This is a genomic window from Achromobacter agilis (genome assembly GCF_900496965.1).
Classification (GTDB): Bacteria; Pseudomonadota; Gammaproteobacteria; order Burkholderiales; family Burkholderiaceae_B; genus Achromobacter; species Achromobacter agilis.
This window is the reverse complement of the sequence record NZ_UFQB01000001.1, coordinates 172,208-197,794: the sequence shown is the minus strand read 5'-3', so window position 1 is coordinate 197,794 and position 25,587 is coordinate 172,208. Positions and strand designations below refer to the sequence as shown.

Here is a 25,587-nt window from a genome sequence, read left to right as displayed (position 1 = left end):
GTCACACCTTCTTGATCGCGGTCTTGCCGAACAAGCCGGCGGGTTTGAAGGTCAGGACCAGCAGCAGCAGCACGAGGCCCGGCACGTCCTTGTACCCCGTTGAAAGATAGAAGCCGGTGGTCGTCTCGGCGATGCCCAGGATGAGCCCGCCCACCACCACGCCCATGCCGCTGGACAGGCCGCCGATGATGGCGACCGCGAAGGCCTTCAGGCCCAGCACGGCGCCCATGGTGGCGCCGGTCAGCGTCAGCGGCGCCACCAGCACACCCGCGAAGGCGGCGGTGAGCGAAGACAGCGCGTACGAAAACGTGATCACCATGCCGGTGTTGATGCCCATCAAGCCGGCCGCGTCGCGGTCGTTCGAGGTGGCGACGAAGGCCTTGCCGTAGATGGACTTGCGGTTGAAGATTTCAACCAGCAGCATCATGGCCAGCGCACCGAACACCACCAGCAGCTCCATCGGCAGCACGTTGGCGCCCAGCACCTGGATCGGCGCCTCGGGCAGCGGCGAGGGAAAACGCAGGTCGTCGCGGCCCCAGATGTTCTCGGCCACGTTTTTGAAGATGATGCCCAGCGCGATGGTGGCCATGATCCAGCCGAACTCCGAGCGCGCCTTGATGGCCGGCCTGACGCCGACCCGCTCGACCAGCGCGCCTTGCGCGAAGCCGAAGATGCAGACGATGGGAATCATCACCCAGTAGTTCACGCCCAGGCCGACCAGCGTGAGACCGACGAGCGCGCCGAGCATCAGGGCTTCGCCCTGGCCGAAGTTCAGCGTGCCCGACGTGGCGAATGTGAGCTGGTATCCGAACGCGATGACGGCATAGATCATGCCCAGCGCGATACCGCTATAGATGAGCTGTAGAAGAATCATGGTGTGTGTGGTGTAGCGCCGGCGTTTCGACCCAGGCTACATGGGCAGAACGCGGTGTTTAGTTGTCCAGGGCGAAGCGCCACGGTCCGGCACGGCCACCCCGGTCCAGGCCGCGCGGAGCCGGTTTTGCCGGTCCGCTGCGGCGCCCCCTTGAGGGGGAAGCGCCGTAGGCGCTTCGGGGGTGGAACGCTTCGCTAGTTGGCCTTGATGACGCGGCCGCCCTTGACCTCGCCAATGACCACTTCCTTGGCGGTGATTGCGTCGTGGTTGTCGTGGCTGAACGGCTTGTTGTAGGTCATCACCACGCCTTCGACGGGCGCCTGCAGGTTCTCCAGCGCCTGGCGGACCTTCGGGCCGTCGGTGGAGTCGGCCTGCTTGATGGCGGCGGCCAGCAGCAGGATCGAGTCATAGCCCTGCGCCGCCGAGACGGCGGAGTCGATGCGGTCGTTCTTGGGCTTGAACTTGGTCAGGTAGGCGTCGATGAAGGCCTTGCGCTTCGGCGTGTCCGGATCCTGGATGAAGGTCTGCGGCATGCGCGCGCCTTCGCCGTTGGTGCCGGAGTTATCGATGTAGTTCGCCATCGCCAGGGTCCAGCTGCCGACGATCGGCACCTTCCAGCCCAGCTTGGCCATGCCGTTGGCGATCTGCGCCAGCTCGGGGCCAATGCCGTAGGTCAGCACCGCTTCGGCGCCGGCGGACTTGGCCTTCAGCAGCTGGGCCGTCATGTCGACGTCCTTGATGTTGAACTTTTCAACCGCCACGGGCTTGATGCCCTTGCTGGCCAGGGCCTTTTCCAGGTCCTCGCGGCCCAGTTGGCCGTAGTTGGTGGAGTCGGCCAGGATCGCGACCTGCTTGTAGCCGCGGCGGGTGATGGCCTCTTCGACGATCATCGGCGCCTGGATGCTGTCGTGCGCCGCGTTGCGGAACACGTAGTTGTCGGGGTACTCGGGCGCCTTGAACTGGTGCGTGATCACGCTGCCCGTGGCCACGTTGTTGAAGACCGGGATCTTGGCGTCCTGGTAGAAGCGCTGCGAGGCCAGCGCCACGCCGGTGTTGATGTAGCCGACGGTGGCCGCCACCTGTTCCTTGTTGATCAGTTCCTGGGCGATCTGCACGCCGCGTTCGTTCTTGGCTTCATCGTCGCGCTCCACCGCGATCAGCTGCCGTCCCAGCACGCCGCCGTTCTTGTTGATCTCTTCGATGGCCAGGCGCACGCCATCGCGCATGCTGACGCCCATGGAGGACGAGCCCCCGGTGTAGGGGCCGGCTACGCCGATCTTGATCGGGTCGGCCGCATGGCTGATGGCCGTTGCGGCAAATGCGAGGGTTCCTGCTAGCAGCTTCAAACGAAAATCCATGGATGTCTCCGTTGTAATTGGTAGAACTGCGTGGAAAACCGAGTGCCTGCGCCGCCGTGCTGCGGCGCTCTCCTGTGTTGCGTGTCGTGACTGTCTGCTCAATCGCTTACGCGAATCTGACCCGGCGGGGTTTTTCCGCGTAAATACCTAGTACGAACGCACGGGGTCTTCGATCATGCGCTGCAATGCAGCATGGGATGGAACGAGAGGATCGGGCCGGGAGCGCGCCGTAGCGGGCGTTGGGAAAATCGCATTGGGCGCATCCTAGCCAGCGTGGCGGTGCGCTGCGCGGAATTTCATTCCGCCCCAGGCTGGAAATTTATTCGTGGCTGGCCCGCAGGCCGCATGGCCATTGGGAGGCCTGTTTGCACACGGTTTCCAACCATAGGGAAAACGCTTGGCGCGCGCCGCCGGGCGGACGAGAGGCTTCGGTGCACAGGTAGTACTGCGATTCGCCGGGGACGTCGATGTCCAGTACGCGCACCAGCTTGCCTTCGTCCAGCCACTCTGCGGCCAGCGTGCGGCGCGTGAGCGCGATGCCCTGGCCGGCGCGCGCCGCGTCCAGCATCATGCCCAGGTCGACCAGCCACACGCCGCGGGAGGGCTCGGGCCAGTCCAGGCCGGCCGCGTCCAGCCAGGGGCGCCAGGGCTCCATCGGACAGCGCAGCAGCTGGGCCTGGGCCAGGTCCGCGGGCCGCCGGAAGGGGCCGTGCGCGTCCCGGTAGCCGGGCGCGCAGACCGCGAATACCGGGTCTTCGGTGAGCGGCTGCGTGCGCAGCCCGGGGTACTTGCCGCTGCCGAAGCGGATCCAGACGTCCGCGTTCGGCGGCATGATGTCCAGGTAGGGAATGGACAGCATGATCTCCAGCTCCACGTCGGGGTGGGCGGCGGTGAAGCCCGGCAGGTAGGGGATCAGCACCTGTCGGGCGAAGGTCGGCGTGGACACCACGCGCAGTGGCTCGGGTTTGGGCTCGCCGCGCTTGTGCAGCGAGGCGTCCGACAACAGGTCCAGCGCGGTGCGCACCTGTTCCAGGTACTCGCGTCCGGCCGAGCTCAGCGTTGTGCCGCGGCTGCTGCGGATGAAAAGGGAAACGTCGAGCAGCGCCTCCAGCGCGGCGATGCGCTTGCCGATGGCGCTGGCGGTGACGAAAAGTTCTTCGCTGGCGCGCTCGAAGGAGCCCAGGCGCGCGGCCGCTTCGAACGCCTGGATGGCAGCCAGAGGCGGCAGCCGCACGTCTTTGGGGGAGGGTCCGCGCATGATCGTCCGGGGTGCCCGACGAAGGATTGGCAACGGGACGATTATAAGGAGAGCGGCTCCAGGGCTTCTCCGTACTGCCTGAGCGCCCGGGAGATCACGGCCCGGCAGCCGTCCGGCCGATGCGTCTATACGCCTTTCAGCGCCAGGCTCACGGCCAGCGCGGCCATGACCACGGCGATGACGCCGTCCAGCACGCGCCAGGCCGACGCGCTGGCGAAGAAGCGCGCGAACAGGCGCGAGCCGATGCCCAGCACGGCCAGCCAAAGCAGGCTGGCCGTGAGCGCGCCGGCCGCGAACGCCATGCGGGCGTCCTCGAAACCATGCGCCAGCGAACCGACCACCACCATGTCCAGCCAGAAGTGCGGGTTCAACAGCGAAAAGCCCAGCGCGCCCAGCATGGCGGCGCGGCGCGAGGGGACCACGTCGCGCGCGGCGGCCAGCCCGCCCGTGGCGGTCCAGGCGCGGCGCGCCGATTGCAGGGCGTACCAGGACAGGAACGCGACCCCGAACCACAGTACGGCGGTCGTCAGCCAGGGGAACCAGGACGTGAGAGCCTGCAGGCCGGAGACGCTGGCGAAGATGAAGACGGCGTCGATCAGCGCGCAAATGGCGACCACGCTGAGCAGGTGCGCGCGCATTAGGCCCTGGCGCAGGATGAACGCGCTTTGCGCGCCCACGACGGCGAACAGACCCAGCCCGGTGGCCGTTCCGCTGGCCCAGGCAGTGAAGAAAAGGGGGGAAGACAACGTGGCGAACATGACGCAAACACCTTAAGACTGCTACGCCTGTGGCGGCGCTTCGATATTGGCGCCGGGCGGGGGAGGAGGCCCGGCAATGCGCTATTTTCCCTTGCCAAGGAGATGAATTAAAGCTAATTTTTCTTCACTATATTAAGTAAAACTAATTTCATGAAGATCGATCACGGGAACCTGCGGGCCCTGGCTGCGGTAGTGCGCGAGGGCAGTTTCGAGCGGGCGGCGCTGTCGCTCAACGTCACCCCGTCCGCCGTGTCGCAACGGATCAAGGCGCTGGAAGACCGCATGGGCCGCCTGCTGGTGCAGCGCACGGTGCCGGCGGCGGCCACGGCCGACGGCCAGGTGCTGGTCCGGTTGGCCGAGCAGACCGCGCTGCTGGAGCACGACGCGCTGAACCGGCTGGGCGTGGCGGATGACGACGTGCCCTACGCCAGCATTCCCGTGGCGGTCAACCACGACAGCCTGGAAACCTGGTTCGTGGAGGCGGCCGTGCAGTTCTCGGCGCGCACCCGCGCTACGCTGGACCTGCAATCGGAAGACCAGGACCATACCGCCGCCCTGCTGCGCAACGGGTCGGTGCTGGGCGCCGTGACCGCGCTGGCGGAGCCGGTCCAGGGCTGCCGGATCCATGCGCTGGGCAGCATGCGCTACGTGGCCACCTGCACGCCGGCCTTTCACAAGCGCCATTTCTCGCAGGGCGTGAACGCGCAAACGCTGGCGCAGGCCCCGGTGTTGGTGTTCAACCGCAAGGACGCCTTGCAGGCCCGGTTCGCGCACAAGATCTCGGACCCCGTGCCCTGGCAGCCGCCCGTCTGGTGGGTGCCTTCCACCCGTGCCTTCGTGCAGGCCACGCTGGGTGGCCTGGGCTGGACCATGAATCCGCTGCCGCTGGTGCAGGAGCATCTTGACGCAGGTCAGCTGATGCTGCTTCGGGGGCGCGCATGGGAGGATGTGCCGCTGTATTGGCAGCATTGGCGAGTAAACTCCGAAGCGATGGAAGCCCTGACCGATTCGGTTTTGTCAGCCGCCCGCAGCCTGGTCCGGCGGCGTTAACCCCTTAGGAGAACAACCCATGAACATCCGCAAATTCGCTGTCATTGCCGCGTTGGGCCTGTGCACGGCCGGAACGGCTTGGGCGAAGGACTACAAGGTTGGCCAGGTCGAGGTCGACGATCTCTGGGTGCGCGCCTCGGCGCCGGGCCAATCCAATGGCGCGGGGTATATGGATATCGATAACGACGCCAAGGCCGAGGACCGCCTGCTGTCGGTCACGTCGGACGCGGCCGAACGCGTCGAACTGCATACGGTGCAGACCGAGAACGGCGTGTCGAAGATGCGTCAGGTGGAAGGCGGCATTGCCTTGCCGGCCGATACCGAAGTCAAGCTGAGCCCGGGCGGCTACCACGTCATGTTCATCAAGCTGAAGGCCCCGTTCGCCGAAGGTGGCACGGTCCCGGCCACGCTGAAATTCGAAAAGGCCGGCGAGGTCGCCGTGCAATTCAAGGTCAAGCCCGCGTCGCATAACCCGGGCATGAGCCACGGCGGCATGAACCATGGCGCGATGAAGCACTAAGCGCCAAGAGCTGCCCGCGCCTGAAGGCGCGGGCGCCTCACCTGAAAGGACCGGCAAACCGGCCAGACGAGCTCAAACGGATTCCTGCCAACAAGGCAAATCCGTCCAAAATAAAGCAGGCCCCCCAATCGCAGCCGCGCGGAGCCGGCTTTGCCGGTCCGCAGCGGCGCCCCCTTGAGGGGGAAGCGCATAGCGCTTCGGGGGTGGGTCCTTTCTCCCGGTCCGCAGCGGCGCCCCCCTGGGGGGGAAGCGCCTCCGGCGCTTCGGGGGGGGACTAATACAGCCCCTGCTGACGCATCGCGTCAGCCACCTTCACGAAACCGGCGATGTTGGCGCCGTCCAGGTAGTTCACGTATTCGCGCTCGGTGTGGCCGTGGCGCACGCAGTTTTCGTGGATGTCGCGCATGATGGCATGCAGGCGGGTGTCGACTTCCTCGCGGGTCCAAGACAGGCGAGCCGAGTTCTGGGCCATTTCCAGGCCCGATACGGCCACGCCGCCGGCGTTGCTGGCCTTGCCCGGGGCGTACAGCACGCGGGCGGCGATGAAGGCCTTGGCGGCCTCCAGCGTGGCCGGCATGTTGGCGCCTTCGGCGACGCAGAGCACACCGTTCTTGATCAGCGTTTGCGCATCGGCCAGTTCCAGCTCGTTCTGGGTGGCGCAGGGCAGGGCCACATCCACGGGCACGTGCCACGGACGCTTGCCTTCTTCGTACTTCAGGCCGAATTGGCGCGCGTAGGTGTCCAGACGGCCGCGCAGGTCGTTCTTGATGTGCATCAGCGCGACCAGCTTTTCGTGGGTGAAGCCGTCTTCGTCCACGACGGTGCCGTTCGAATCCGACACGGTGACGACCTTGGCGCCCAGCGCCATGGCTTTCTCGATCGCGTATTGCGCGACGTTGCCGGAACCCGAAACGGAGACGCGCAGGCCATCGAAGGAGCGGCCCACGCGCTTAAGCATTTCTTCGGCGAAGTAGACGGTACCGTAGCCGGTGGCTTCGGGGCGGATCAGGCTACCGCCGAACGTCAGGCCCTTGCCGGTAAACACGCTGGCGGTCGAATTGGACAGCTTCTTCATCATGCCGGCCATGAAGCCGACTTCGCGCGCGCCCACGCCGATATCGCCGGCCGGCACGTCGGTGTCCGGACCCAGGTGGCGGTAGAGCTCGATCATCAGGGCCTGGCAGAAACGCATGACTTCAGCGTCGGACTTGCCCTTGGGGTCGAAGTCCGAGCCGCCTTTGCCGCCGCCCATGGGGAGCGTGGTCAGCGAGTTCTTCAAGGTCTGTTCGAAGGCCAGGAACTTCAGGATGGATAGGTTCACCGACGGGTGGAAGCGCATACCGCCCTTGAACGGGCCGATGGCGGAGCTGTGCTGGATGCGGAAAGCGCGGTTGACCTGGGCGCGGCCCTGATCATCGGTCCAGCACACGCGGAACTGGATCACGCGTTCCGGCTCCACCAGGCGCTCGAGCAGGGCGTGCTCAGCGTAGTGGGGGTGCTTCTCGATGAAGGGCCACAGGCTCAGCATCACCTCCTGGACGGCTTGCATGAATTCAGGCTGTTGCGGGTCGCGCGCGGCGACGCCACGCAGGAAGTCGTCCAGACTCTGCACTTTCAACATGATCTCCTCGGGGGTGCTTCGAATAGGTGCGGGCTGCGCCGGATTGGGGCGCAAAAAACACGGTTTTGGTGCAAGGGCGCACCTGTATGGTGCGGAATTGTAGGGCTAAATTGTTGCCCTGCGCAAAGACGGAAAGTCCGCCATCACCTTGATATCAAAGCTCTTTTTTCGGTCCTATAATTAGGGACGTATTTGAGCGGAAGGGACAGGTTTTCGATAAAAGAAGGCCGAAATCCGACAGATAAATGTAGATTCTCTGGGGAAATTAATATGTCCCCAATTTATTGCCAGAGGAGCTTGCAGGGCCGCGTGCGGATGCTAGGGGGGAAAATGGGTCGCAGGAGGGGTTCCGGACATCGATTGGATCGATGGTTTGCCTTAATAAGTCCCCAATTATTTATTTGAGAAAAGTCACGCTGCGGCAACAGTTCATACCTGCGCAACCGCCAGGGCGCCGCCCAAGGCCATCAGGACGGCTCCCACCACACGGTCTGCCGTTCTTTGGTGGTCCAGCAGGGTCCGGCGCAGCAGCGGCGACGAGATCGACCAGGCGACGATACTGAACCAGGCCCAGTGCGCGAGCGACATGAACAGGCCGTAGCCGAACTGCATGCCCAAGGGCGTGCCAGGCGATACCAGCTGCGTATAGGTGCTGACCACGAACAGCGTGGTCTTGGGATTGAGGGCGTTCGTCAGAAAGCCGCTACGGAACGCCTGCCAGCCCGAGATCGCGGGGCGGGCGGAGCGGTCGCGGTCGACCGGCGCGCGGTTGAAGAAGGTCTTCCACCCCATGTAGACCAGATAACTGGCGCCCGCCAGCTTGATGCCCTGCAGCACGGGCTGCGCGTAGCGGGCCAGCAGGCTCACGCCGAACATCGTATAGAACACGTGCACCTGCACGCCCAGCGCGATGCCGGCGGCGCAGGTCAGGCCGGTGTGCCGGCCGAACAGGTAGCTGTAGCGCGTCACCATGGCGAAGTCCGGTCCGGGGCTGATGACGGCGAGGAGGGTGATGACGGCGACGGCGATCAGTTCAGTCATGGCGAGGCGGCGAGCAGGGAGACGGAGCCGGCATTGTGGGCAGGTGGCGTCTGCCGCAAAAACGATTTTTAATGGCTGATATCCGTCAAGAAAAGTCACAGATCGCCATGAAACTGCCGCCTCTCAACACTCTGCGGGTTTTCGATGCCGCTGCCCGCCATCAGGCATTCGGCAAGGCCGCCGAAGCGTTGCATGTGACGCACGGCGCCGTCAGCCGGCAGATCCGGTTGCTCGAGGAGAGTCTGGGGATGGCCTTGTTCGAACGGCGTAATAGGGGTGTTTTCCTGACCGATCAGGGCCGCCAGCTGCACGACCTGACCCGCGCTCTGTTCGAGCAGCTGGCGTCCGGCCTGGCGAAGCTGCGCCAGCCGGCGGCCGACGCGCCGCTGGTGCTGTCCTGCGAACCGACGATCGCCATGATGTGGTTGATCCCGCGGCTGCCGGATTTCCAGCGTGCCCATCCCGGCGTGCAGGTACACCTGTACGCGGCTGGCGGCCCCCTGGATTTCGCAGCCCAGGGCGTGGACGTGGCGCTGCGCCGCAATGATTTCGAGTGGGAGGCGGCCATGCATGCCGAGCGGGTGTGCGAGGAATGGACGGGGCCGGTATGCCGGCCGGGCCTGCTCGGCGCCGCAGCGGGCGACGTCTGGGACGGCCTGCCCGCGCTCGGCAGCGCGACGCGGCCGCGAGCTTGGCGGCAATGGTCCCAGGCTTCGGGCAGGAAACCGCCGAAGCGTACCGGGCCGGTCTACGAGCATTTCTACCTGAGCCTGCAGGCGGCCGCGGCGGGGCTGGGGGTGGCGATCGGGTCCGCGCTGATGGCATGCGACGCCGTGCGCGACCGCCGCCTGGCGGCGCCTTGCGGTTTCGCCAGGGACGGCTCGGCCTATTTCCTGCTGTCGCCCCGGCCCTGCGCGGAGGATCCCCGGGCGGCGGCGTTCCTGGGCTGGCTGAGGCGGGAGGCGGCCGCGTCGCTGCGCGATGCCGCGGCCACCGGGCCCGCGCCGGATCAGAGTTCGGCGTCGTAGTCGATCGTCAGCGGGGCGTGGTCCGAGAAGCGTTCGTCCTTGTAGATGGCGACGTTGCGGGCCTTCGCCGCGATGCCGGGCGTCGCGATCTGGTAGTCGATGCGCCACCCGACGTTCTTTGCCCAGGCCTGGCCGCGGTTGCTCCACCAGGTGTATTGGTCGGGCCGGTCGTCGATGGTGCGGAACACGTCCACGAAGCCGCGCTTGTCGAAGACGTCGGTGAGCCAGGCGCGCTCTTCCGGCAGGAAGCCTGAATTCTTCAGGTTGCCCTTCCAGTTCTTCAGGTCGATTTCCTTGTGGGCGATGTTCCAGTCGCCGCAAATGATGAACTCGCGGCCGGTGGTCCGGTGTTCGTGCATCAGGCCGTCGATCCAGGGACCGAAACGGTCCAGAAAGCGGTACTTCGCCTGCTGCCGTTCGTCGCCGCTGGAGCCCGACGGCAGGTAGGCGCTGATCACCGACAGGTTCTTCCAGTCGGCGCGGATGATGCGGCCCTCGGGATCGAATTCCTCGCAGCCCAGGCCGGTGTTCACGCGTTCGGCCGCATTGCGCAGGTAGATGCCGACACCGCTGTAGCCTTTTTTGACCGCATGGTGGAAGTGGCCGGTATAGCCGGGGGGATGGCGCAGGTCTTCGGTCAGGTCGTCATGGGCAATCTTGATTTCCTGCAGGCAAAGCACGTCCGCGGCATGCTTCTCCATCCAGGGTTGCAGGCCCTTGCGGAAGGCGGACCGGATTCCGTTGAGATTGATAGACGTGATGCGCAGCAAAGCGAGACTCCTGTAGGGCGGCCGCGAAGGCCGGACAATGCCAGGAATTTAACCGACTCGGCACCGCTGCCCGGGAAAAGCCCTGACAGCGGATAAAATGCCTGCGTTTGCCATCTACTGGATTCTCTCGCATGCCCGCCGCCCATTCCTCCGCCACCGCCCTCGATTTCGTCCGCTTCGCCCTGAACGAGGGCGTGCTGCGATTCGGCAGCTTCAAGGTCAAGTCGGGCCGCATGAGTCCCTATTTCTTTAACGCGGGCCTGTTCAACAGCGGCCGCTCGGTCGGCGCGCTGGCGCAGTTCTACGCCCAGGCGCTGCTGGATTCGGGCGTGGCGTTCGATATGCTCTTCGGGCCGGCCTACAAGGGTATCCCGCTGGCCACGGCAACGGCGATCGCGCTGGCCGGCCATCCTGACATGCAGGGCCGCGGCGACGTGCCCTTCGCGTACAACCGCAAGGAAGCCAAGGACCATGGCGAAGGCGGCACGCTGGTGGGCGCGCCGCTGCAGGGCAAGGTCGTCATCATCGACGACGTGATCACCGCGGGCACGTCGGTGCGCGAATCGGTGGAAATCATCCGTGCCGCGGGCGCCGAGCCGGCCGCCGTGCTGATCGCCATGGACCGCATGGAGCGCGCGGGCCCGGACGACGCCCTGTCGGCGCACTCCGCCGTGCAGGACGTGGCGAAGACCTATGGCATCCCGGTGGTTTCGATTGCCTCGCTGTCGGACATCCTGGCCCTGCTGCAGGACGACGCCGCTTTCGGCGAGCACCGCGATGCCGTGCTGGCCTACCGGACGAAGTACGGCGTCAAGTAAGCAGGCAAGGTCGCCCGGGCATCCCGGGCAAAAAAAGAAGCCGCAGCACATTGGTGTCCGCGGCTTCTTTTTGTCAGGCGGATTGCCCGTGGACTGCGTCAGGCGTCCAGCTTTTGCTTCAGCAGTTCATTTACCTGCTGCGGGTTGGCCTTGCCGCGCGCGGCCTTCATGATCTGGCCGACCAGCGAGTTGAACGCCTTCTGCTTGCCGGCCCGGTACTCTTCCACGATGGCCGGGTTGGCGGCCAGCACTTCGTCGATCATGGCGCCGATGGCGCCCGTGTCGCTGATCTGCTTCAGGCCGCGCGCCTCGATGATGGCGTCGGGCTGGCCGCCATGCTCGCCAGCCCACATGGCGCCGAACACTTCACGGGCGATCTTGTTGGAGATGGTGCCGTCGATGATGCGGCCGATCAGGGCTGCCAGGGCGGGCGCCTGCACGGGCGAGTCGGCGATGTCCTTTTCTTCCTTGTTCAGCGTCGCGGCCACTTCGCCCATGATCCAGTTGGCCGCCAGCTTGGCCTGGCCAGCCGGCAGGGCCTGGGCCACCGCCTCGAAGTACGCGGCCAGGCCGCGGCTGCCGGAGAGCTGGGCCGCGTCGTAGGCGGTGAGGCCGTAGTCCGACTCGAAGCGGGCGCGCAGCGCGGCCGGGAGTTCGGGCATGGCGGCGCGCACCTCGTCCACCCAGGCGCCGGAGATCACCAGCGGGGGCAGGTCGGGATCCGGGAAGTAGCGGTAGTCGTGCGCGTCTTCTTTGCTGCGCATGCTGCGCGTTTCATCGCGGTCGGCGTCGTACAGGCGGGTTTCCTGCACCACCGTGCCGCCGTCTTCGATCAGTTCGATCTGGCGGCGCGCTTCATAGACGATGGCGCGTTCGAGGAAGCGGAACGAGTTGACGTTCTTGATCTCGGTGCGGGTGCCGAATTCCTTCTGGCCCACGGGGCGTACCGATACGTTGGCGTCGCAGCGGAACGAGCCTTCCTGCATGTTGCCGTCGCAGATGCCCAGCCAGACGACCAGGCTGTGCAGGGCGCGGGCATAAGACACGGCCTCGGCGGCCGAGCGCATTTCGGGTTCCGTCACGATCTCCAGCAGCGGCGTGCCGGCGCGGTTCAGGTCGATGCCGCTGCCGGGGGCGCCGTTGGCAAGGTGGAAGTCGTCATGCAGCGACTTGCCCGCGTCCTCTTCCAGGTGCGCGCGCGTCAGGTTGACGGTTTTTTCTTCCTCGCCCACGAAGAAGGACAGCGAGCCGCCCACGACCACGGGCAGTTCGTACTGGCTGATCTGGTAGCCCTTGGGCAGGTCGGGGTAGAAGTAGTTCTTGCGCGCGAACACCGAGCGCGGCGCGATGGTGGCGCCCACTGCCAGGCCGAAGCGGATGGCGCGTTCGGCCGCGCCGCGGTTCATGACGGGAAGGCTGCCCGGCAGCGCCAGGTCGACCTCGTTGGCGTGGGTGTTGGGCGCGGCGCCGAATTGGGTGCTGCTGCCCGAAAAAATCTTGGAGTCGGTGGAAAGCTGGGTGTGCGTTTCCAGGCCGATGACGATTTCCCAGTTCATTATCTCTAGTTCCAATCAGTAGTGCGCAGCGGAGCGGCGCCGGCGCCGCCGGGCCGCCCCAAGGCGCTGGCAGCCCCCTCGGGGGGCAGCGAGCGGAGCGAGCGTGGGGGCACGCAGGGGCCGCCGGGCCGCCCCAAGGCGCTGGCAGCCCCCTCGGGGGGCAGCGAGCGGAGCGAGCGTGGGGGCACGCAGACGCCGCCGGGCCACCCCAAGGCGCTGGCAGCCCCGTCGCGGGGGCAGCGAGCGTGGGGGCTCATCAAAGCGGACTCCGCTTATGCCAGTCGGTGACTTGTTGGTAGCGGTCGGCGATGGCCAGGAGGCGGCCCTCGTCGAAGTAGTTGCCGATGATCTGCAGGCCGACGGGCCGTCCGCCATGGCCGAAGCCGCAGGGGACGGACATGGCGGGCAGGCCGGCCAGGCTGACGCCCAGCGTGTAGACGTCGGCCAGCCAGTCGGCGGTGGGATCGTCGCGGTTGTCGCCGATGTTCTTCGCCACGGTGGGCGTAACGGGGCCCATGATCACGTCGCACTGGTCCGCGTAGGCGCGCTGGAAGTCCTGCGCAATCATGCGGCGCAGGCGTTGCGCCTGCAGGTAGTAGGCGTCGTAGTAGCCGTGGGACAGCACGTAGGTGCCGATCAGGATGCGGCGCTTGACCTCGTCGCCGAAGCCTTCCGCCCGCGAGCGGCTGATCATTTCGTTCAGGTCGCCGTACTGGGCGGCGCGGTGGCCGTAGCGCACGCCGTCGTAGCGGGCCAGGTTGCTGGACGCTTCGGCGGGGGCGATCACGTAGTAGGCGGGGATGGCCAGCTCGGTGCGCGGCAGCGAGACCGGCACGCGCACGGCGCCCAGCGCTTCGAACTGGGCCAGCGCGGCTTCGACCGCGGCGGCCACGTCCGGCGCCAGGCCGGCGCCGAAATATTCCTCGGGCACGCCGATGCGCAGGCCCTTGAGCGGCTGGCTGCCGGCGGCGTCGAAACGGCTCTGCGCGGCGTCGAAGCCGCGGCGGACCCGGCCGGGTTCGTTCACGGCATCGTCGCACTTCTGCAGGCTGGTGGCGTCGCGCGGGTCGAAGCCGCTGATGACGTCCAGGAGCTCGAGCAGGTCGCGGCTGCTGGGGGCCAGCGGGCCGGCCTGGTCCAGGCTGGAGCCGAAGGCCACCATGCCGTAGCGCGATACCGTACCGTACGTGGGCTTGATGCCGCTGACGCCGCACAGGGCGGCGGGCTGGCGCACCGAGCCGCCGGTGTCGGTGCCGGTGGCGGCTGCCACCAGGCGGGCCGCCACGGCAGCGGCGGAGCCGCCCGAGGAGCCGCCGGGCACGGCGGCGTGGTCCCAGGGGTTCTTCACGGCGCCGTACGCGGAGTTCTCGTTGCCGGAACCCATGGCGAATTCATCGCAGTTCAGCTTGCCCAGCGACACGGCGCCGGCCTGCTGCAGCCGTTCCACGACGGTGGCGTCGAAGGGGCTGACGTAGCCGTCGAGCATCTTGCTGCCGGCGGTGGTGCGCCAGCCGCGGGTGACGAACGCGTCCTTGTGGGCGATCGGGACGCCGGCCAGCGGGCCGGCCGAGCCGGACGCCAGCGCCACGTCGGCGGCGCGGGCCTGGGCCAGCGTCAATTCGGCGTCAATATGTAAAAAGCTATTCAGGCTGCTGGCCGTTTCGGCCGCCGCCAAGGCGCTTTGAGCGAGGTCGACGGCGCTGACCTGGCGTTGCGCGAGGGCCGCGCGCAGGCCGGCGATCCCCTCGAATTGGGTATGCAGAGCGGGTTTCGTCATGACTTAATCCAGGACCTTGGGAACCAGGAACAGGCCGTCCTGGGCATCGGGAGCGTTGGCCAGGAGGTCCTGGCGGCGGGCTTCCGAACTGGCTTCGGTCACGGCGTCGTCACGCAGGCGCAGCACGATGTCCTCATGGGCGGACAGGGGGTGGGCCAGGGGTTCGACGCCTTGGGTGTCGACCGACTGGAGCCGTTCGATCAGGTGGAGAATGCCGTTGAGTTCGGCTTGCGCGAGCGCGCGTTGTCCGGGGGTCAGTTCAATTCTGGCCAGCCGGGCAATGCGGGCCACATCTGTGTCATTGAGCGCCATGGGGATTGCAAATTCGATAAGCGAAGGCCGAAGGGCGGGACAGGGCAGTATGCATACGCCGAACCCGTTACAAAGCTTGAATAGCCTGCATTTATGCGCTATTTCCGGGGAAATTATAAGTTATGATTCACGGTTTAATCGTCGTGAAGACAGGCGGACCCGTCCCTTTTCGGGCCCTACGCCCCGCGGCATGAACCCAATTCCCCCCAGAATTTAGCTGAGCTCCCATGTTCGGATTCCTGCGCAGTTATTTTTCCAGCGATATGGCGATCGACCTCGGTACCGCCAATACGCTGATTTACGTCCGCGGCAAGGGCATCGTGCTTGATGAGCCTTCCGTCGTCGCAATCCGTCATGAAGGCGGTCCCCACGGCAAGAAGATCATTCAGGCCGTCGGCCATGAGGCCAAGCAGATGCTCGGCCGCGTTCCCGGCAATATTGAAGCCATCCGGCCCATGAAAGACGGCGTGATCGCCGATTTCACGGTCACCGAGCAGATGCTCAAGCAGTTCATCCGCATGGTGCACCCCCGCAACATGCTGGCGCCCAGCCCCCGCATCATCGTCTGCGTTCCCTGCGGTTCCACCCAGGTCGAGCGCCGCGCCATCCGTGAATCGGCCTTGGGCGCGGGCGCGTCCCACGTATTCCTGATCGAAGAACCGATGGCCGCGGCCATCGGCGCCGGCCTGGCCGTCTCCGACGCCAGCGGCTCGATGGTGGTCGACATCGGCGGCGGCACCACCGAAGTGGCGGTCATCTCGCTGGGCGGCATGGTCTACAAGGGTTCCGTGCGCGTGGGCGGCGACAAGTTCGACGAAGCCATCGTCAACTATATCCGCCGCAACTACGGCATGCTGATCGGCGAACCCACCGCCGAACTCATCAAGAAGGAAATCGGCTCGGCATTCCCGGGTTCCGAAGTCCGCGAAATCGAAGTCAAGGGCCGCAACCTGGCCGAAGGCGTGCCGCGCAGCTTCACGGTTTCCTCGAACGAAATCCTGGAATCGCTGACCGACCCGCTGAACCAGATCGTTTCGGCCGTGAAGATCGCGCTGGAACAGACGCCTCCCGAACTCGGCGCCGACATCACCGACAAGGGCATCGCCCTGACGGGCGGCGGCGCGCTGCTGCGCGACCTCGACCGCCTGCTCCAGGAAGAAACCGGCCTGCCCGTCGTCGTGGCGGACGATCCCCTCACCTGCGTCGTGCGCGGCTGCGGCGAGGCGCTGGAACATCTTGAAAAGCTGGGCGCCATCTTCATCAACGATTAATTTTGCCCGCCAGCCCGGAGCCTCGCTTTTTCACGGCTCCGGCCGCTGCCGGAGCGACGGGCGCGGGCGTCCGGGCTGAGATTCATGCAACGACAAGGGACTCCCCCCCTATTCAGGCGCGGTCCACCTGCGGAGGTGCGGCTGGTTGTTCTGGTCGTCCTTGCCCTGGCCCTGATCATCATGGATTCGCAATGGCGCATGCTGGAACCGGCGCGCCGGGCAATGTCCGTGGCGCTGTACCCCTTCCAGCGCGCCGTCATGGCGCCGCGCGACCTCGTCCAGCAAGTGAACGAATGGGTCAACGCGGCCAATCTCATCCGTAGCGAAAACGAAGCCCTGCAGCGCCAGCGCATCGAGCTGGCCCAGGTGGCCACGCACGCGGCCCAGCTGGCCGCCGAGAACGCGCAACTGCGCCGCCTGCTGGGCGTGACCGACACCGTGGCGCAGTCGGCCGTGGTGGTGGAGGTCATGTACGAGCCCACCAACGCATTCACCCAGCGCCTGGTCTTCAACAAGGGCAGCAAGGCCGGCCTGGCGCCGGGCATGCCCGTGATCGACGAAGGCGGCGTGGTCGGGCAGATCGTCCGCGTCACGCCCATGACCGCCGAAGCGGCCCTGATCACCGATGAGCAGGTCTCCATTCCCGTGCAGTTGCTGCGCAACGGCTTGCGGCTGATCGCGTTCGGGGGCAATTCCCCGGGCAAGATTGAAGTCCGCTACCTGGCGGCCAACGCCGACATCAAGGAAGGCGACACGATCGTTACCAGCGGCGTCGGCGGCCTGTTTCCCGCCGGCCTGCCGGTGGCCAAGGTGACCTTGGTCGAGCGCGATACCGCATCCGGCTTTGCGCGCGCCGTGGGCGAACCGCTGGCCCATCCCGAACGCTACCGCCACTTCCTGGTGTTGCAGGTGGATGTGGCCCGCGCCGAATCCAACCGTCAGGAGGTCGATTCCGGTGGATCGGACTAATCAATCCGCGGGGCAGGCCCGGCCTCGCCTGGGCACGCCCAGCAACGTACAGCCCGACCGCCTGTCCGGTCCGGCGCACGGTGTGTTCGTCTGGGGCACCGTGCTGCTGGCGTGGCTGATTTCCCTGCTGCCCTGGCGCCTGTGGCAGGGCGCGCCCGACGTGCTGTTGCTGATCATTGCCTTCTGGTGCGTCCACGAGCCGCGCCGCGTGGGCCTGTTCACGGCCTTTTTCTTCGGTTTGCTGATGGACGTGCACGACGCCGGCCTGCTGGGCGAGCATGCGCTCTCGTACACACTGGTCGCGTACGGCGCCGTGGTGCTGCACCGCCGGCTGCAGCGGTTCGACCTCTGGAGCCAGGCGATGCACATGCTGCCTGTGTTCTTCGTCGCTCGCTTCCTGACCCAGATCATCCACGCCTGGCTGGCCGGCAAATGGCCGGGCTGGGACTGGGGCATCAGCGTGCTCCTGACCACCGCCCTGTGGCCGCTGGCGGGCTGGGTCCTGCACTTGCCGCAGCGCGGTGCCGACGACGCCGAATCGTCCTCCGCCTGACGGCGGCGCCGCGTCATGTTCGAATTCAAGAAAACCGGCCAGCAGCAGAAGCAGCGTTTCCGCCTGCGCGCCTGGGTGGGCGGCATTTTCGCGCTGGCGTGCTTCGGCGTGCTGGTCGGCCGCTTCTGGTACTTGCAGGTCGACCGCTACGAAGGCCTGTCCGAACGCGCCGACCGCAACCGCATCGCCGTTGTGCCGATCCCGCCCCGCCGCGGTGAAATCCTGGATCGCAACGGTGAAGTGCTGGCGCGCAACTACCGCACCTATACGCTGGAGGTCGTGCCGGCCAAGGCCGGCAACATGAACGAGCTGTTCGAGCGGCTGACCGAGGTCGTGTATATCAGCCCGGCCGACCAGCGGCGCTTCAAGCGCCGCGCCGCCGAGTCCAGCCGCTACGCCAGCCTGCAGCTGCGCAACAACCTCAACGATACCGAGGCTGCCTGGTTCGCCGCGCATGCCTTCCAGTTCCCGGGCGTGGAATTGCGCGCCCGCTGGGTGCGCGAGTATCCGCAGGGCGCGTCCGCCGCCCACGTGGTGGGCTATATCGGCCGCATCGCCGAGGGCGACATCGAAGAGCTGGACCGCACCGGCCTGCTGGGCAACTACCGCGGCACCGACGTCATCGGCAAGAAGGGCATCGAAAAGACCTGGGAAGAGCAGCTGCACGGCCGCACCGGCCTGGAAGAGGTCGAAGTGACGGCCGGCGGGCGCCCTATGCGCACGCTGCGCCGGATTGATCCGGTGCCCGGCTCCGACATCCTGTTGTCCATCGACCTGGGCCTGCAGAAGGTGGCCGAAGATGCGTTCGAGGGGCGGCGCGGCGCGCTGGTCGCCCTCGATCCCGACACCGGCGAGGTGCTGGCCTTCGTCTCGCAGCCGTCTTTCGATCCCAATCTGTTCGTGGACGGGATCGACGTGGACAACTGGCGCATGCTGAACGAATCGCCGGACCATCCGCTGATCAACCGGCCGCTGTACGGCACCTATCCCATCGGTTCCACCTACAAACCTTTCGTGGGCCTGGCCGCGCTGGAACTGGGCAAGCGCCGGGCCACGGACCGGATTTCGGACCCGGGCTACTTCGAGTTCGGCGGCCAGAAGTTCCGCAACGCGGGCGGCGCGGCCTACGGCATGACCGACATGCACAAGGCCATCGTGGTGTCGTCCGACACTTACTTCTATTCACTCGGCCCCGAGATCGGGGTGAACGCGCTGCACGATTTCACCAAGCAATTCGGGTTCGGCCAGATCACCGGCATCGACCTGGAAGGCGAGAAGCGCGGGGTGCTGCCGTCCACCGACTGGAAGCGCTCGGCCTACAAGGACAAGGAGCGCCAGCGCTGGTACGCGGGTGAGACGATTTCCGTGGCAGTCGGGCAGGGCTACAACGCCTTCACGCTGCTGCAGCTGGCGCAAGGGACGTCCACGCTGGCCAACAACGGCCTGTATCGCCGCCCGCACCTGGTGCATGCCGTGCGCGATCCGCGCAGCGGCGTGGCCAAGCCCTCCGAATCCACGCCGGACTACCGGATTCCGCTCAAGCAGGCCAACGTCGACGTGATCAAGAACGCCATGGCGGACGTGGTGCGCGCCGGCACGGCGCGGCGCGCGTTCGCCAACACGCCGTACCAGGCCGCCGGTAAGACGGGCACCGCGCAGGTGTTCAGCCTGCGGGGCGGCCATTACCGCGCCAGCGCCATCGATGAGCGCCTGCGCGATCATGCTTTGTTCATGGGCTTCGCGCCGCTGGAACACCCCCGCATCGCCGTGGCGCTGATCGTCGAGAACGCCGGCTGGGGCGCGAGCGTGGCCGCGCCGGTCGCGCGCAAGGTATTCGATTACTGGCTGGCCCAGGACCGGCAGGACAAGATCGTGCGGCCGGAGCGCGCGGATGCCCTGTCCTCGGTTGAAACCATTGCTACCGAGGTGGTGCGCCAACCATGAAACGCCTGGGCCTCATTCTGCTGCGTGTGTTCACCGCCTTCGATTGGCCGCTGCTGGCGATCCTGCTGATGTTTGCAGCGCTGGGCCTGACCGTCATGCATTCGGCGGTGGGCGGCACTGACTGGCGCTTTGCCGAGCAGTCGCGCAATTTCATCATCGCCTTCTTCGCTATGTGGAGCATGGCGCTGATTCCGCCCAAATGGCTGATGAAGCTGGCCTTGCCCTTCTATGTGGTGGGGGTGGTGCTGCTGCTGGGGGTGGAGTTCTTCGGCGAGACCAGCAAGGGCGCCACGCGCTGGCTGAACCTGGGCGTGACACGCATCCAGCCGTCGGAGATGATGAAGATCGCCGTGCCGATGATGCTCGCCTGGTATTTCCAGCGCCATGAGGGCGCAGTCCGGATCCGCGACTTCCTGGTCGCGGCCGCCATGCTGGCCGCACCCTTCGGCCTGATCGTGCTGCAGCCGGACCTGGGCACGGCGCTGCTGGTGTTCGGCGCCGGCTTTTTCGTGATCTATTTCGCGGGCCTGTCGTTCAAGCTGCTGGTGCCCGTGATGCTGGCCGGCATCATCGCCATCGGCACGCTGGTCTACTACGAGGACCAGCTCTGCGAGCCCGACGTGGACTGGGTCGTGCTGCACGACTACCAGAAGCACCGGGTGTGCACGCTGCTCAATCCCAGTTCCGATCCGCTGGGCAAGGGCTTTCACACGATCCAGTCGATGATCGCGGTGGGCTCGGGCGGGGTGTACGGCAAGGGCTACATGAAGGGCACGCAGACGCACCTGGATTTCATCCCCGAGCGCACGACCGACTTCATCTTCGCTGTGTACGCCGAAGAGTTCGGCCTGTACGGCGGCATCGCGCTCCTGGTGCTGTACGGTCTGATGATGGCGCGAGGGCTGACCATCGCGTCACGCGCGTCGTCGCAGTTCGGGCGATTGCTGTCCGGGGCATTGACGATGATGCTGTTCATCTACGTATTCGTGAACGTGGGGATGGTGACGGGGATCCTGCCCGTGGTGGGGGTGCCGTTGCCGTTCATGAGCTATGGGGGGACGGCGTTGTTCACCATGGGGATTGCGTTTGGCATCATGATGAGCATTAGTCGGCATCGGTCGGTGAAGAGCTGATTCTTCTGGTGGGCGTCGGGGTCGTTCTTGTAGGCGCTGTCGGTTGCTTTTCCTAGGTCTCTTTTGGTAGGTTGCTCTTCGTAGGTTGTTCTTCGTAGGTCGCCCGTCGGCGCGGGTGCCATGGCCGCTCGCGCCCACGATTGCGGTCCGGAGCCTTCGCTCCGGACTTTCCCTGCGTCATCCTCGTCCTCGCCTTCGGCGACTCCTTCGGATTCCCTCGGGCGCATCGAGGTTGCTCGCGTCCACGGCGCCCGCGCCGACGGGCTGCCGCCGTCTTGGCTTGCCGCGCTGCTGGATCTGTGTTCAGGGACGGGGTTTGCGTTGCCCGCCGCTTGCGGCCGCGCGGGCGGCCGCAAGCGGCATACGCAGTCTTGTGCGTCGGCGCGGGTGCGCTTGCGCGAATGCGGGTGAGTGGTTTGCTGGTGTGCCTATCGTGCGAGGGGGGGCGGTGATGGGCGGCGCGCGCGGCAGGCAGCCGCTTGCGCATGCAGACCCGGACGCGCGCCGCCCATCCGGCATCGGGGTTGAAGTGACGATCAGCGGAGCGCCGCCTCGGGAGGCGTCTCAAGAATGCCAGGTGTCTGACACCCGTACGAGATGACCGCGCGGATTGAAGCGATCTTCCCGGGTGTCAGACACCCGCGAAACGCTACCTCACGGCAACGCCTCCGGCACGCCCAGATCGTTCGCCAACTGCTTCAACCCATCCCAGATCCGGCTGTCGAATTCCACCGAATCCGCGTTCACCGCCCGGTTGCGGGCTTCGTATTCGCCGGGATACTGCACGGCTTCGACGCCAGGCTGCGGCTTGCAGGCGTGGAGGTAGTCGATGAACGCGCCCACCTCCATCGACCGCCAGTCCGTATTGAAGTCCACCTGGGGATCCAGCAGCAGCGCAAACATATTGTTCGTCGCTACGCCGATCCGGGGATGTTCGGGCTGGATCGTGCCGCCGCCGGACAGGACGCCGGCAAGCAGCTCGGCCACCAGTCCCAGCGCGTAGCCCTTGTGGCCGCCGAACGGCAGCAGGGCGCCGGGCGGGTCGGTGAAGAGCGCATTCGGATCGGTGGTCGGGTTGCCTTGGGCGTCGATCAGCGAGCCCGTGGGCGCGGCTTCGCCCTTGGCGGCCAGCACCCGCGCCTTGTTCACGGCGATGGAGCTGGTGGCCATGTCCACGATGAACGGCGGGCGGCCGCCGGGCAGCGGCCCGGCGAAGCACAGCGGGTTCGTCGTGAGGCAGGCCTGCGCCCCGCCGAAAGGCGCCACGGTCGGCGAGCGGTTGATGACGTTGGTGAAGGCCAGCAGGATCAGGCCCTTGGCCGCTACCATCTCCCCGAAGTGGCCCATGCGGCCCAGGTGATGGCTGTGGCGCAGGGTGAGGATGCACTGGCCGTGCTCCTGCGTGCGTTCGATGGCCTTCTCGATGACCACCTTGCCCACGTACTGCCCCAGTCCGTGGTGGCCGTCGTAGGCAAGCATGGCGCCGCGGTCGTTGATCAGTTCGGGGCGGCCGTCCGGCTGGGCCAGGCCCTCGGACAGCACGCGGCGGTAGTTCGTCAGGATCGACAGGCCGTGGCTGGTGTAGCCGACGCGGTCGGATTCCACCAGGTGTTCGGCCACATCGCAGGCGATGTCCTCGGGCACGCCCTGGGCCATCAGCACGCGGCGGCCGTATTCATGGGCTTGGGCTAGCGACAATTTCATCGTGAACCCTCCTTACAGCCAGCCCAGCCAGCGCCAGTAGGTCATGCCCATCAGGATCATCAGCGCGTAGCCGATGATGGTGACCAGGATGCCGACTTTGGCGAACTGCTTGGCGTTGAAGGTTTCCGTGCCCAGGCACACCATGTTCTGCGGCGCGTTGATCGGCAGAATGAAGCCGTAGCTCACCACGAAGCCCAGCAGCATGGTCATGCCCAGGCGGCTGAAGTCGCCCGGCAGCGTGGCCAGCACCGAGATCAGGATGGGCAGCATCGCCGAGGTCAGGGCGGTCGCGCTGGCGAAACCCAGGTGGATGACGATCAGGAAGGCCGCCAGGATCGCGAAAATGGCCAGCGGTCCGAGGTGATCCAGGCCAGTGTGCGCCACGACCTGGTTGCCGAGCCATTGGCCGGCCTGGGTTGTCAGCAGGGCGGTGCCCAGGCTGATGCCGACGCCGAACACGATTACGGTGCCCCATGGAATGCGCGATTGCACGTCTTTCCAGGTCATCACGCCAAAGCGCGGCAGCAACAGCAGCACCAGGCCGAAATAGGTGGTGGAGGTGGTGTCGAACTTGTGCAGCTTGCCTTCGGTCGACCAAAACAGAAGCAGCATGACGGACACGGCCATCAGGCGCTTTTGCGCGCCCGTCATGGGGCCGAGTTCAAGCAGCGACTTCTCGACGGCTTCCTTGCCTCCCGCGATGCTGTCGCTTTCCGGCGGCAGCAGCTTGAGCACGATGACGATCAGCACCGCCGACATGATCAGCGACCAGGGGGCGCCGGCGATCAGCCAGTCCGACCACGCCACCCGTTCGCCCAGCATCTTTTCCATGAAGCCGACGGTCAGCAGGTTCTGCGCGGCGGCGGTCTGGATGCCGACGTTCCAGATGCTGGTGGCCTGCGCCACGATGATCATGATGCCGGCGGCGATGTTGGAGCGCTTGTCCACGCCGAAGGCCGCGATGACGCCCATCATGATGGGCACCACGGCCGCGCTGCGCGCGGTGGCGCTGGGCACGACCAGGCTCAGCACGATGGTCACGGCAATGCACCCGATCAGGATGCGGCGCGTGCTGGTGCCCACCCTGGACAGGGTTACCAGCGCGATGCGCCGGTCCAGCCCGGTGAACGTCATTGCCGCCGCAATGAACAAGGCGCCCGTGACGAGCGCGAGCGCCGAGTTCGAGAAGCCGGTCAGCGCCATGCTGATGGCGGCGGAGGTGCCGTAGAGCACTTGCGGGTCTTTGACTGTCGGAGCCGTGCCCAGCAGGAAGGCCATCAGCGTCGTGATCATGATCGCGCTGGCTTCGTAGGACACGGCTTCGGTAATCCAGACCACCACGGCGAACGCCAGGATGGCGAGCATCCGGTGACCCGCGACGGGCAGGTCGGCCGGCAAGGGCATCATCAGCACGCCGATCATCACGACGATGCCGGCGACCAGTCCGATGGGAATTTTGGTTTTCTTTGGGGCTTGCGAGGCAGGAACGGCGGCTTGCGCGGTCATATCCATCTCCGGTTGAGGTCAAACTGACGACACGCCGCCCCGCGAGCACGGGAAATCAATCAATTCGGCATGTCGACGCTACAGGATGATCGTGACGGCATTGCGGAAAACCCGTATTGATGCAGGTCAAGCAAGTGGAGATTTGCGCTTGTGGAAAACCTATGGGGGGCATTATGCTCGTCGGCCCCTGCCGCCGGCAAGCCGCTCAGCCCAGCGCCAGGCGCAGTTGTTCGTCCAGGTGCAATGTGGGCGCGACGCGCCAGCCGCTCTGGGCATAGCGCAGCCAGCGGCCAAGCACCAGGTGAGTCAGCAGGCTGGCGTGCGCGGCCACGTTGGCTTCCGGCGGCAGTCCGCCGTCGGTGATGGCGATGCGCAGCGATTGCTTCAGCGACGCTTCGATGCGGTCGTTGATGTGGTTGATGCGTTCCTGCAGGCGGTTGTCTTCCGTGACCAGGGCGTCGCCGGTCAGCACCCGCGTCATCCCCTTGTTGCGTTCCGAGAAGGTCAGCAGCATGGATACCGTCTGATGGGCCTGGGCCAGGCCGTAGGGCTCGGCGGTGGCGATCTGGTTCACCAGCGTGAAGATGCTGGTTTCGATGAATTCGATCAGCCCTTCGAACATCTGCGCCTTGCTGGCGAAATGCCGGTATAGCGCGGCTTCCGAGACTTCCAGGCGCGCGGCGAGGGCGGCCGTGGTGATGCGGGACGCGTGAGGTTGCTCCAGCATCTCGGCCAGGGTCTGCAGAATCTGGGTCTTGCGCTCGCCGGGTTTGCTCGCCATGGAAGTGTCTGCTCTCGCGCAGGCTGACGGTGAAGGGGAGGGAGGAGCGCGCCGCTATCCCCGCAAGGGGCGTCGGCGTAACAGCAAATCACTGACGGAGTTTACCCGCAAGTCGACGTAGGCCGGACGTTGCGACCGGCCCCGGGCGAAAGGCGTGCCAGGGTGATACACGTGGACAGTACGCAGGCCGGCCTGGCGCGCTCCACGCAGGTTGGCCAGCGTGTCCTCCACCAGGACCGCGCGGTGGGCGGGCACGCCTTCGTGTGCCAGCACGTAGCGCAGCAGGGTGGGCGAGGGCTTGGGCCGGAACTCGCCATGCAGGCGCATGTGCTCGATGGCCCACAGGCTGTCGAACAGGTGCAGGATGCCCAGGCGGGACAGCACGGCGCGGGCGTAGTGCAGCGGCGCGTTGGTCAGCAGCACCTTGCGGCCGGGCAGCCGCCGCAGCTTGTAGGCCAGCGCCTTTTCCGCGCGCACCAGGGGATCGACGTCGAAGTCGTGGCTGCGGTGCAGGAAGTCGTGGGCGTTCACGCCATGGTGCCGGACCATGCCGATCATGGTAGCGCCGTAGCGCTTCCAGTACATCGAGCGCACGCGGTTGGCGGTCTCGATGTCCACGTCCAGGGCCTCGGCCACCGCCATGGTCATGCCATGGTCGATCTTCGGGAAGATGGCGTACGAGGTGTCGTGCAGCGTGTTGTCCAGGTCGAACAGCCACAGGCGTTCGGAAACGTCCGCGTCCGTCCTCCGGGAGCGCCGCAGCCGCACCGCCGGCCGTAGCAATTGGCGATGGGCCTTCATCAATTGCCCATGGCGCCGCGCGCCATCCTCGATGGACCGAACGAAGAGGTCCCAGCCGGCAATGCGGCAAGGCAGGCAAAGCGCCCCAATACGGCAAGGCCGTTCCCATCGGGGCCGCGCGGATCCGGCTCCGCCGGTCCGCAGCGGCGCCCCCCCGGGGGGGAAGCGCGCAGCGCTACGGGGG

The 25,587-nt window shown here is 66.2% G+C and carries 23 protein-coding genes; 9 read left to right on the top strand and 14 right to left on the bottom strand.

The window, feature by feature from the left end; all coding sequences use genetic code 11:
• Position 1: 1 nt before the first annotated feature.
• The 4 genes from AGI3411_RS00955 to AGI3411_RS00940 form a co-directional block, all read right to left on the bottom strand.
• On the bottom strand, positions 2-874 hold the full coding sequence (locus tag AGI3411_RS00955; RefSeq protein ID WP_129525572.1) for a branched-chain amino acid ABC transporter permease: 873 nt from the start codon (positions 872-874) through the stop codon (positions 2-4).
• A gap of 194 nt (positions 875-1,068) precedes the next feature.
• Entirely contained in the window at positions 1,069-2,232 is a 1,164-nt protein-coding gene (locus tag AGI3411_RS00950) for an ABC transporter substrate-binding protein (RefSeq protein WP_129525571.1), read from the bottom strand.
• 319 nt (positions 2,233-2,551) lie between these two features.
• Positions 2,552-3,490, bottom strand: coding sequence for a LysR substrate-binding domain-containing protein (locus tag AGI3411_RS00945; RefSeq protein WP_165359026.1), 939 nt, complete (start codon positions 3,488-3,490; stop codon positions 2,552-2,554).
• A gap of 125 nt (positions 3,491-3,615) precedes the next feature.
• The gene (locus AGI3411_RS00940; RefSeq protein ID WP_129525570.1) at positions 3,616-4,248 is read right to left on the bottom strand and encodes a LysE/ArgO family amino acid transporter; all 633 of its coding nucleotides are present in this window, start codon (positions 4,246-4,248) and stop codon (positions 3,616-3,618) included.
• Between the two features lie 150 nt (positions 4,249-4,398).
• Between AGI3411_RS00940 and AGI3411_RS00935 the strand changes: the two genes are divergently transcribed.
• A complete protein-coding gene (locus AGI3411_RS00935) occupies positions 4,399-5,298 on the top strand; it encodes a LysR family transcriptional regulator ArgP (RefSeq protein WP_129525569.1) in 900 nt (299 codons plus the stop codon).
• A 19-nt stretch (positions 5,299-5,317) separates the two neighbouring features.
• Positions 5,318-5,818 (top strand): copper chaperone PCu(A)C, encoded by a 501-nt coding sequence (locus AGI3411_RS00930; protein ID WP_129525568.1) that lies wholly within the window; start codon positions 5,318-5,320, stop codon positions 5,816-5,818.
• A gap of 274 nt (positions 5,819-6,092) precedes the next feature.
• Here the strand turns inward: AGI3411_RS00930 and gdhA are convergent, their stop codons facing one another.
• Together gdhA and AGI3411_RS00920 are read right to left on the bottom strand one after the other, a co-directional pair.
• Positions 6,093-7,439, bottom strand: a complete 1,347-nt coding sequence (gene gdhA, locus AGI3411_RS00925) for an NADP-specific glutamate dehydrogenase (protein WP_129525567.1) — start codon at positions 7,437-7,439, stop codon at positions 6,093-6,095.
• A 429-nt stretch (positions 7,440-7,868) separates the two neighbouring features.
• Positions 7,869-8,480 carry a LysE family translocator gene (locus tag AGI3411_RS00920; RefSeq protein WP_129525566.1) on the bottom strand — a complete coding sequence of 204 codons (612 nt, stop codon included), beginning with the start codon at positions 8,478-8,480 and terminating at the stop codon, positions 7,869-7,871.
• Positions 8,481-8,587: 107 nt separating this feature from the next.
• Here AGI3411_RS00920 and AGI3411_RS00915 point away from each other — a divergent pair, with 107 nt between their 5' ends.
• Positions 8,588-9,508 carry a LysR substrate-binding domain-containing protein gene (locus tag AGI3411_RS00915; protein ID WP_129525565.1) on the top strand — a complete coding sequence of 307 codons (921 nt, stop codon included), beginning with the start codon at positions 8,588-8,590 and terminating at the stop codon, positions 9,506-9,508.
• Here the strand turns inward: AGI3411_RS00915 and AGI3411_RS00910 are convergent.
• Positions 9,490-10,278, bottom strand: a complete 789-nt coding sequence (locus tag AGI3411_RS00910; RefSeq protein ID WP_129525564.1) for an exodeoxyribonuclease III — start codon at positions 10,276-10,278, stop codon at positions 9,490-9,492. The genes AGI3411_RS00915 and AGI3411_RS00910 overlap by 19 nt on opposite strands.
• Positions 10,279-10,409: 131 nt before the next feature.
• Between AGI3411_RS00910 and pyrE the strand changes: the two genes are divergently transcribed.
• Positions 10,410-11,096: an orotate phosphoribosyltransferase gene (gene pyrE, locus AGI3411_RS00905; RefSeq protein WP_129525563.1), complete on the top strand. Its 687-nt coding sequence runs from the start codon at positions 10,410-10,412 to the stop codon at positions 11,094-11,096.
• 98 nt (positions 11,097-11,194) lie between these two features.
• On the opposite strand, the gene gatB is transcribed toward pyrE, so the two are convergent.
• From gatB to gatC, 3 genes are all read right to left on the bottom strand, one after another.
• Complete coding sequence (gene gatB, locus AGI3411_RS00900; protein WP_129525562.1) at positions 11,195-12,652, bottom strand: Asp-tRNA(Asn)/Glu-tRNA(Gln) amidotransferase subunit GatB; 1,458 nt, start codon at positions 12,650-12,652, stop codon at positions 11,195-11,197.
• Positions 12,653-12,908: 256 nt separating this feature from the next.
• On the bottom strand, positions 12,909-14,429 hold the full coding sequence (gene gatA, locus AGI3411_RS00890; protein WP_129525561.1) for an Asp-tRNA(Asn)/Glu-tRNA(Gln) amidotransferase subunit GatA: 1,521 nt from the start codon (positions 14,427-14,429) through the stop codon (positions 12,909-12,911).
• A 3-nt stretch (positions 14,430-14,432) separates the two neighbouring features.
• Entirely contained in the window at positions 14,433-14,741 is a 309-nt protein-coding gene (gatC, locus tag AGI3411_RS00885) for an Asp-tRNA(Asn)/Glu-tRNA(Gln) amidotransferase subunit GatC (protein WP_129525560.1), read from the bottom strand.
• A 227-nt stretch (positions 14,742-14,968) separates the two neighbouring features.
• On the opposite strand from gatC, the gene AGI3411_RS00880 reads away from it, so the two are divergent.
• The 5 genes from AGI3411_RS00880 to rodA all read left to right on the top strand — a co-directional run bounded on the left by AGI3411_RS00880 (position 14,969) and on the right by rodA (position 20,611).
• Complete coding sequence (locus AGI3411_RS00880; RefSeq protein ID WP_006216320.1) at positions 14,969-16,012, top strand: rod shape-determining protein; 1,044 nt, start codon at positions 14,969-14,971, stop codon at positions 16,010-16,012.
• A gap of 84 nt (positions 16,013-16,096) precedes the next feature.
• The gene (gene mreC, locus AGI3411_RS00875; protein ID WP_129525559.1) at positions 16,097-16,981 is read left to right on the top strand and encodes a rod shape-determining protein MreC; all 885 of its coding nucleotides are present in this window, start codon (positions 16,097-16,099) and stop codon (positions 16,979-16,981) included.
• Complete coding sequence (gene mreD, locus AGI3411_RS00870; protein ID WP_129525558.1) at positions 16,968-17,534, top strand: rod shape-determining protein MreD; 567 nt, start codon at positions 16,968-16,970, stop codon at positions 17,532-17,534. Before mreC ends, mreD begins: the two co-directional genes overlap by 14 nt.
• A 15-nt stretch (positions 17,535-17,549) precedes the next feature.
• The gene (gene mrdA / locus AGI3411_RS00865) at positions 17,550-19,478 is read left to right on the top strand and encodes a penicillin-binding protein 2 (RefSeq protein ID WP_129525557.1); all 1,929 of its coding nucleotides are present in this window, start codon (positions 17,550-17,552) and stop codon (positions 19,476-19,478) included.
• Positions 19,475-20,611, top strand: a complete 1,137-nt coding sequence (gene rodA / locus AGI3411_RS00860; protein ID WP_129525556.1) for a rod shape-determining protein RodA — start codon at positions 19,475-19,477, stop codon at positions 20,609-20,611. The genes mrdA and rodA overlap by 4 nt, the downstream gene beginning before the upstream one ends.
• Positions 20,612-21,265: 654 nt before the next feature.
• Here the strand turns inward: rodA and AGI3411_RS00855 are convergent.
• From AGI3411_RS00855 to AGI3411_RS00840, 4 genes are all read right to left on the bottom strand, one after another.
• Positions 21,266-22,315 carry an Ldh family oxidoreductase gene (locus AGI3411_RS00855; protein ID WP_129525555.1) on the bottom strand — a complete coding sequence of 350 codons (1,050 nt, stop codon included), beginning with the start codon at positions 22,313-22,315 and terminating at the stop codon, positions 21,266-21,268.
• Positions 22,316-22,327: 12 nt separating this feature from the next.
• Positions 22,328-23,821, bottom strand: a complete 1,494-nt coding sequence (locus tag AGI3411_RS00850; protein ID WP_129525554.1) for a DASS family sodium-coupled anion symporter — start codon at positions 23,819-23,821, stop codon at positions 22,328-22,330.
• 205 nt (positions 23,822-24,026) lie between these two features.
• A complete protein-coding gene (slmA, locus tag AGI3411_RS00845) occupies positions 24,027-24,602 on the bottom strand; it encodes a nucleoid occlusion factor SlmA (protein ID WP_062683285.1) in 576 nt (191 codons plus the stop codon).
• Between the two features lie 54 nt (positions 24,603-24,656).
• Positions 24,657-25,403, bottom strand: a complete 747-nt coding sequence (locus AGI3411_RS00840; protein ID WP_129525553.1) for a pyrimidine 5'-nucleotidase — start codon at positions 25,401-25,403, stop codon at positions 24,657-24,659.
• Positions 25,404-25,587 lie beyond the last annotated feature (184 nt).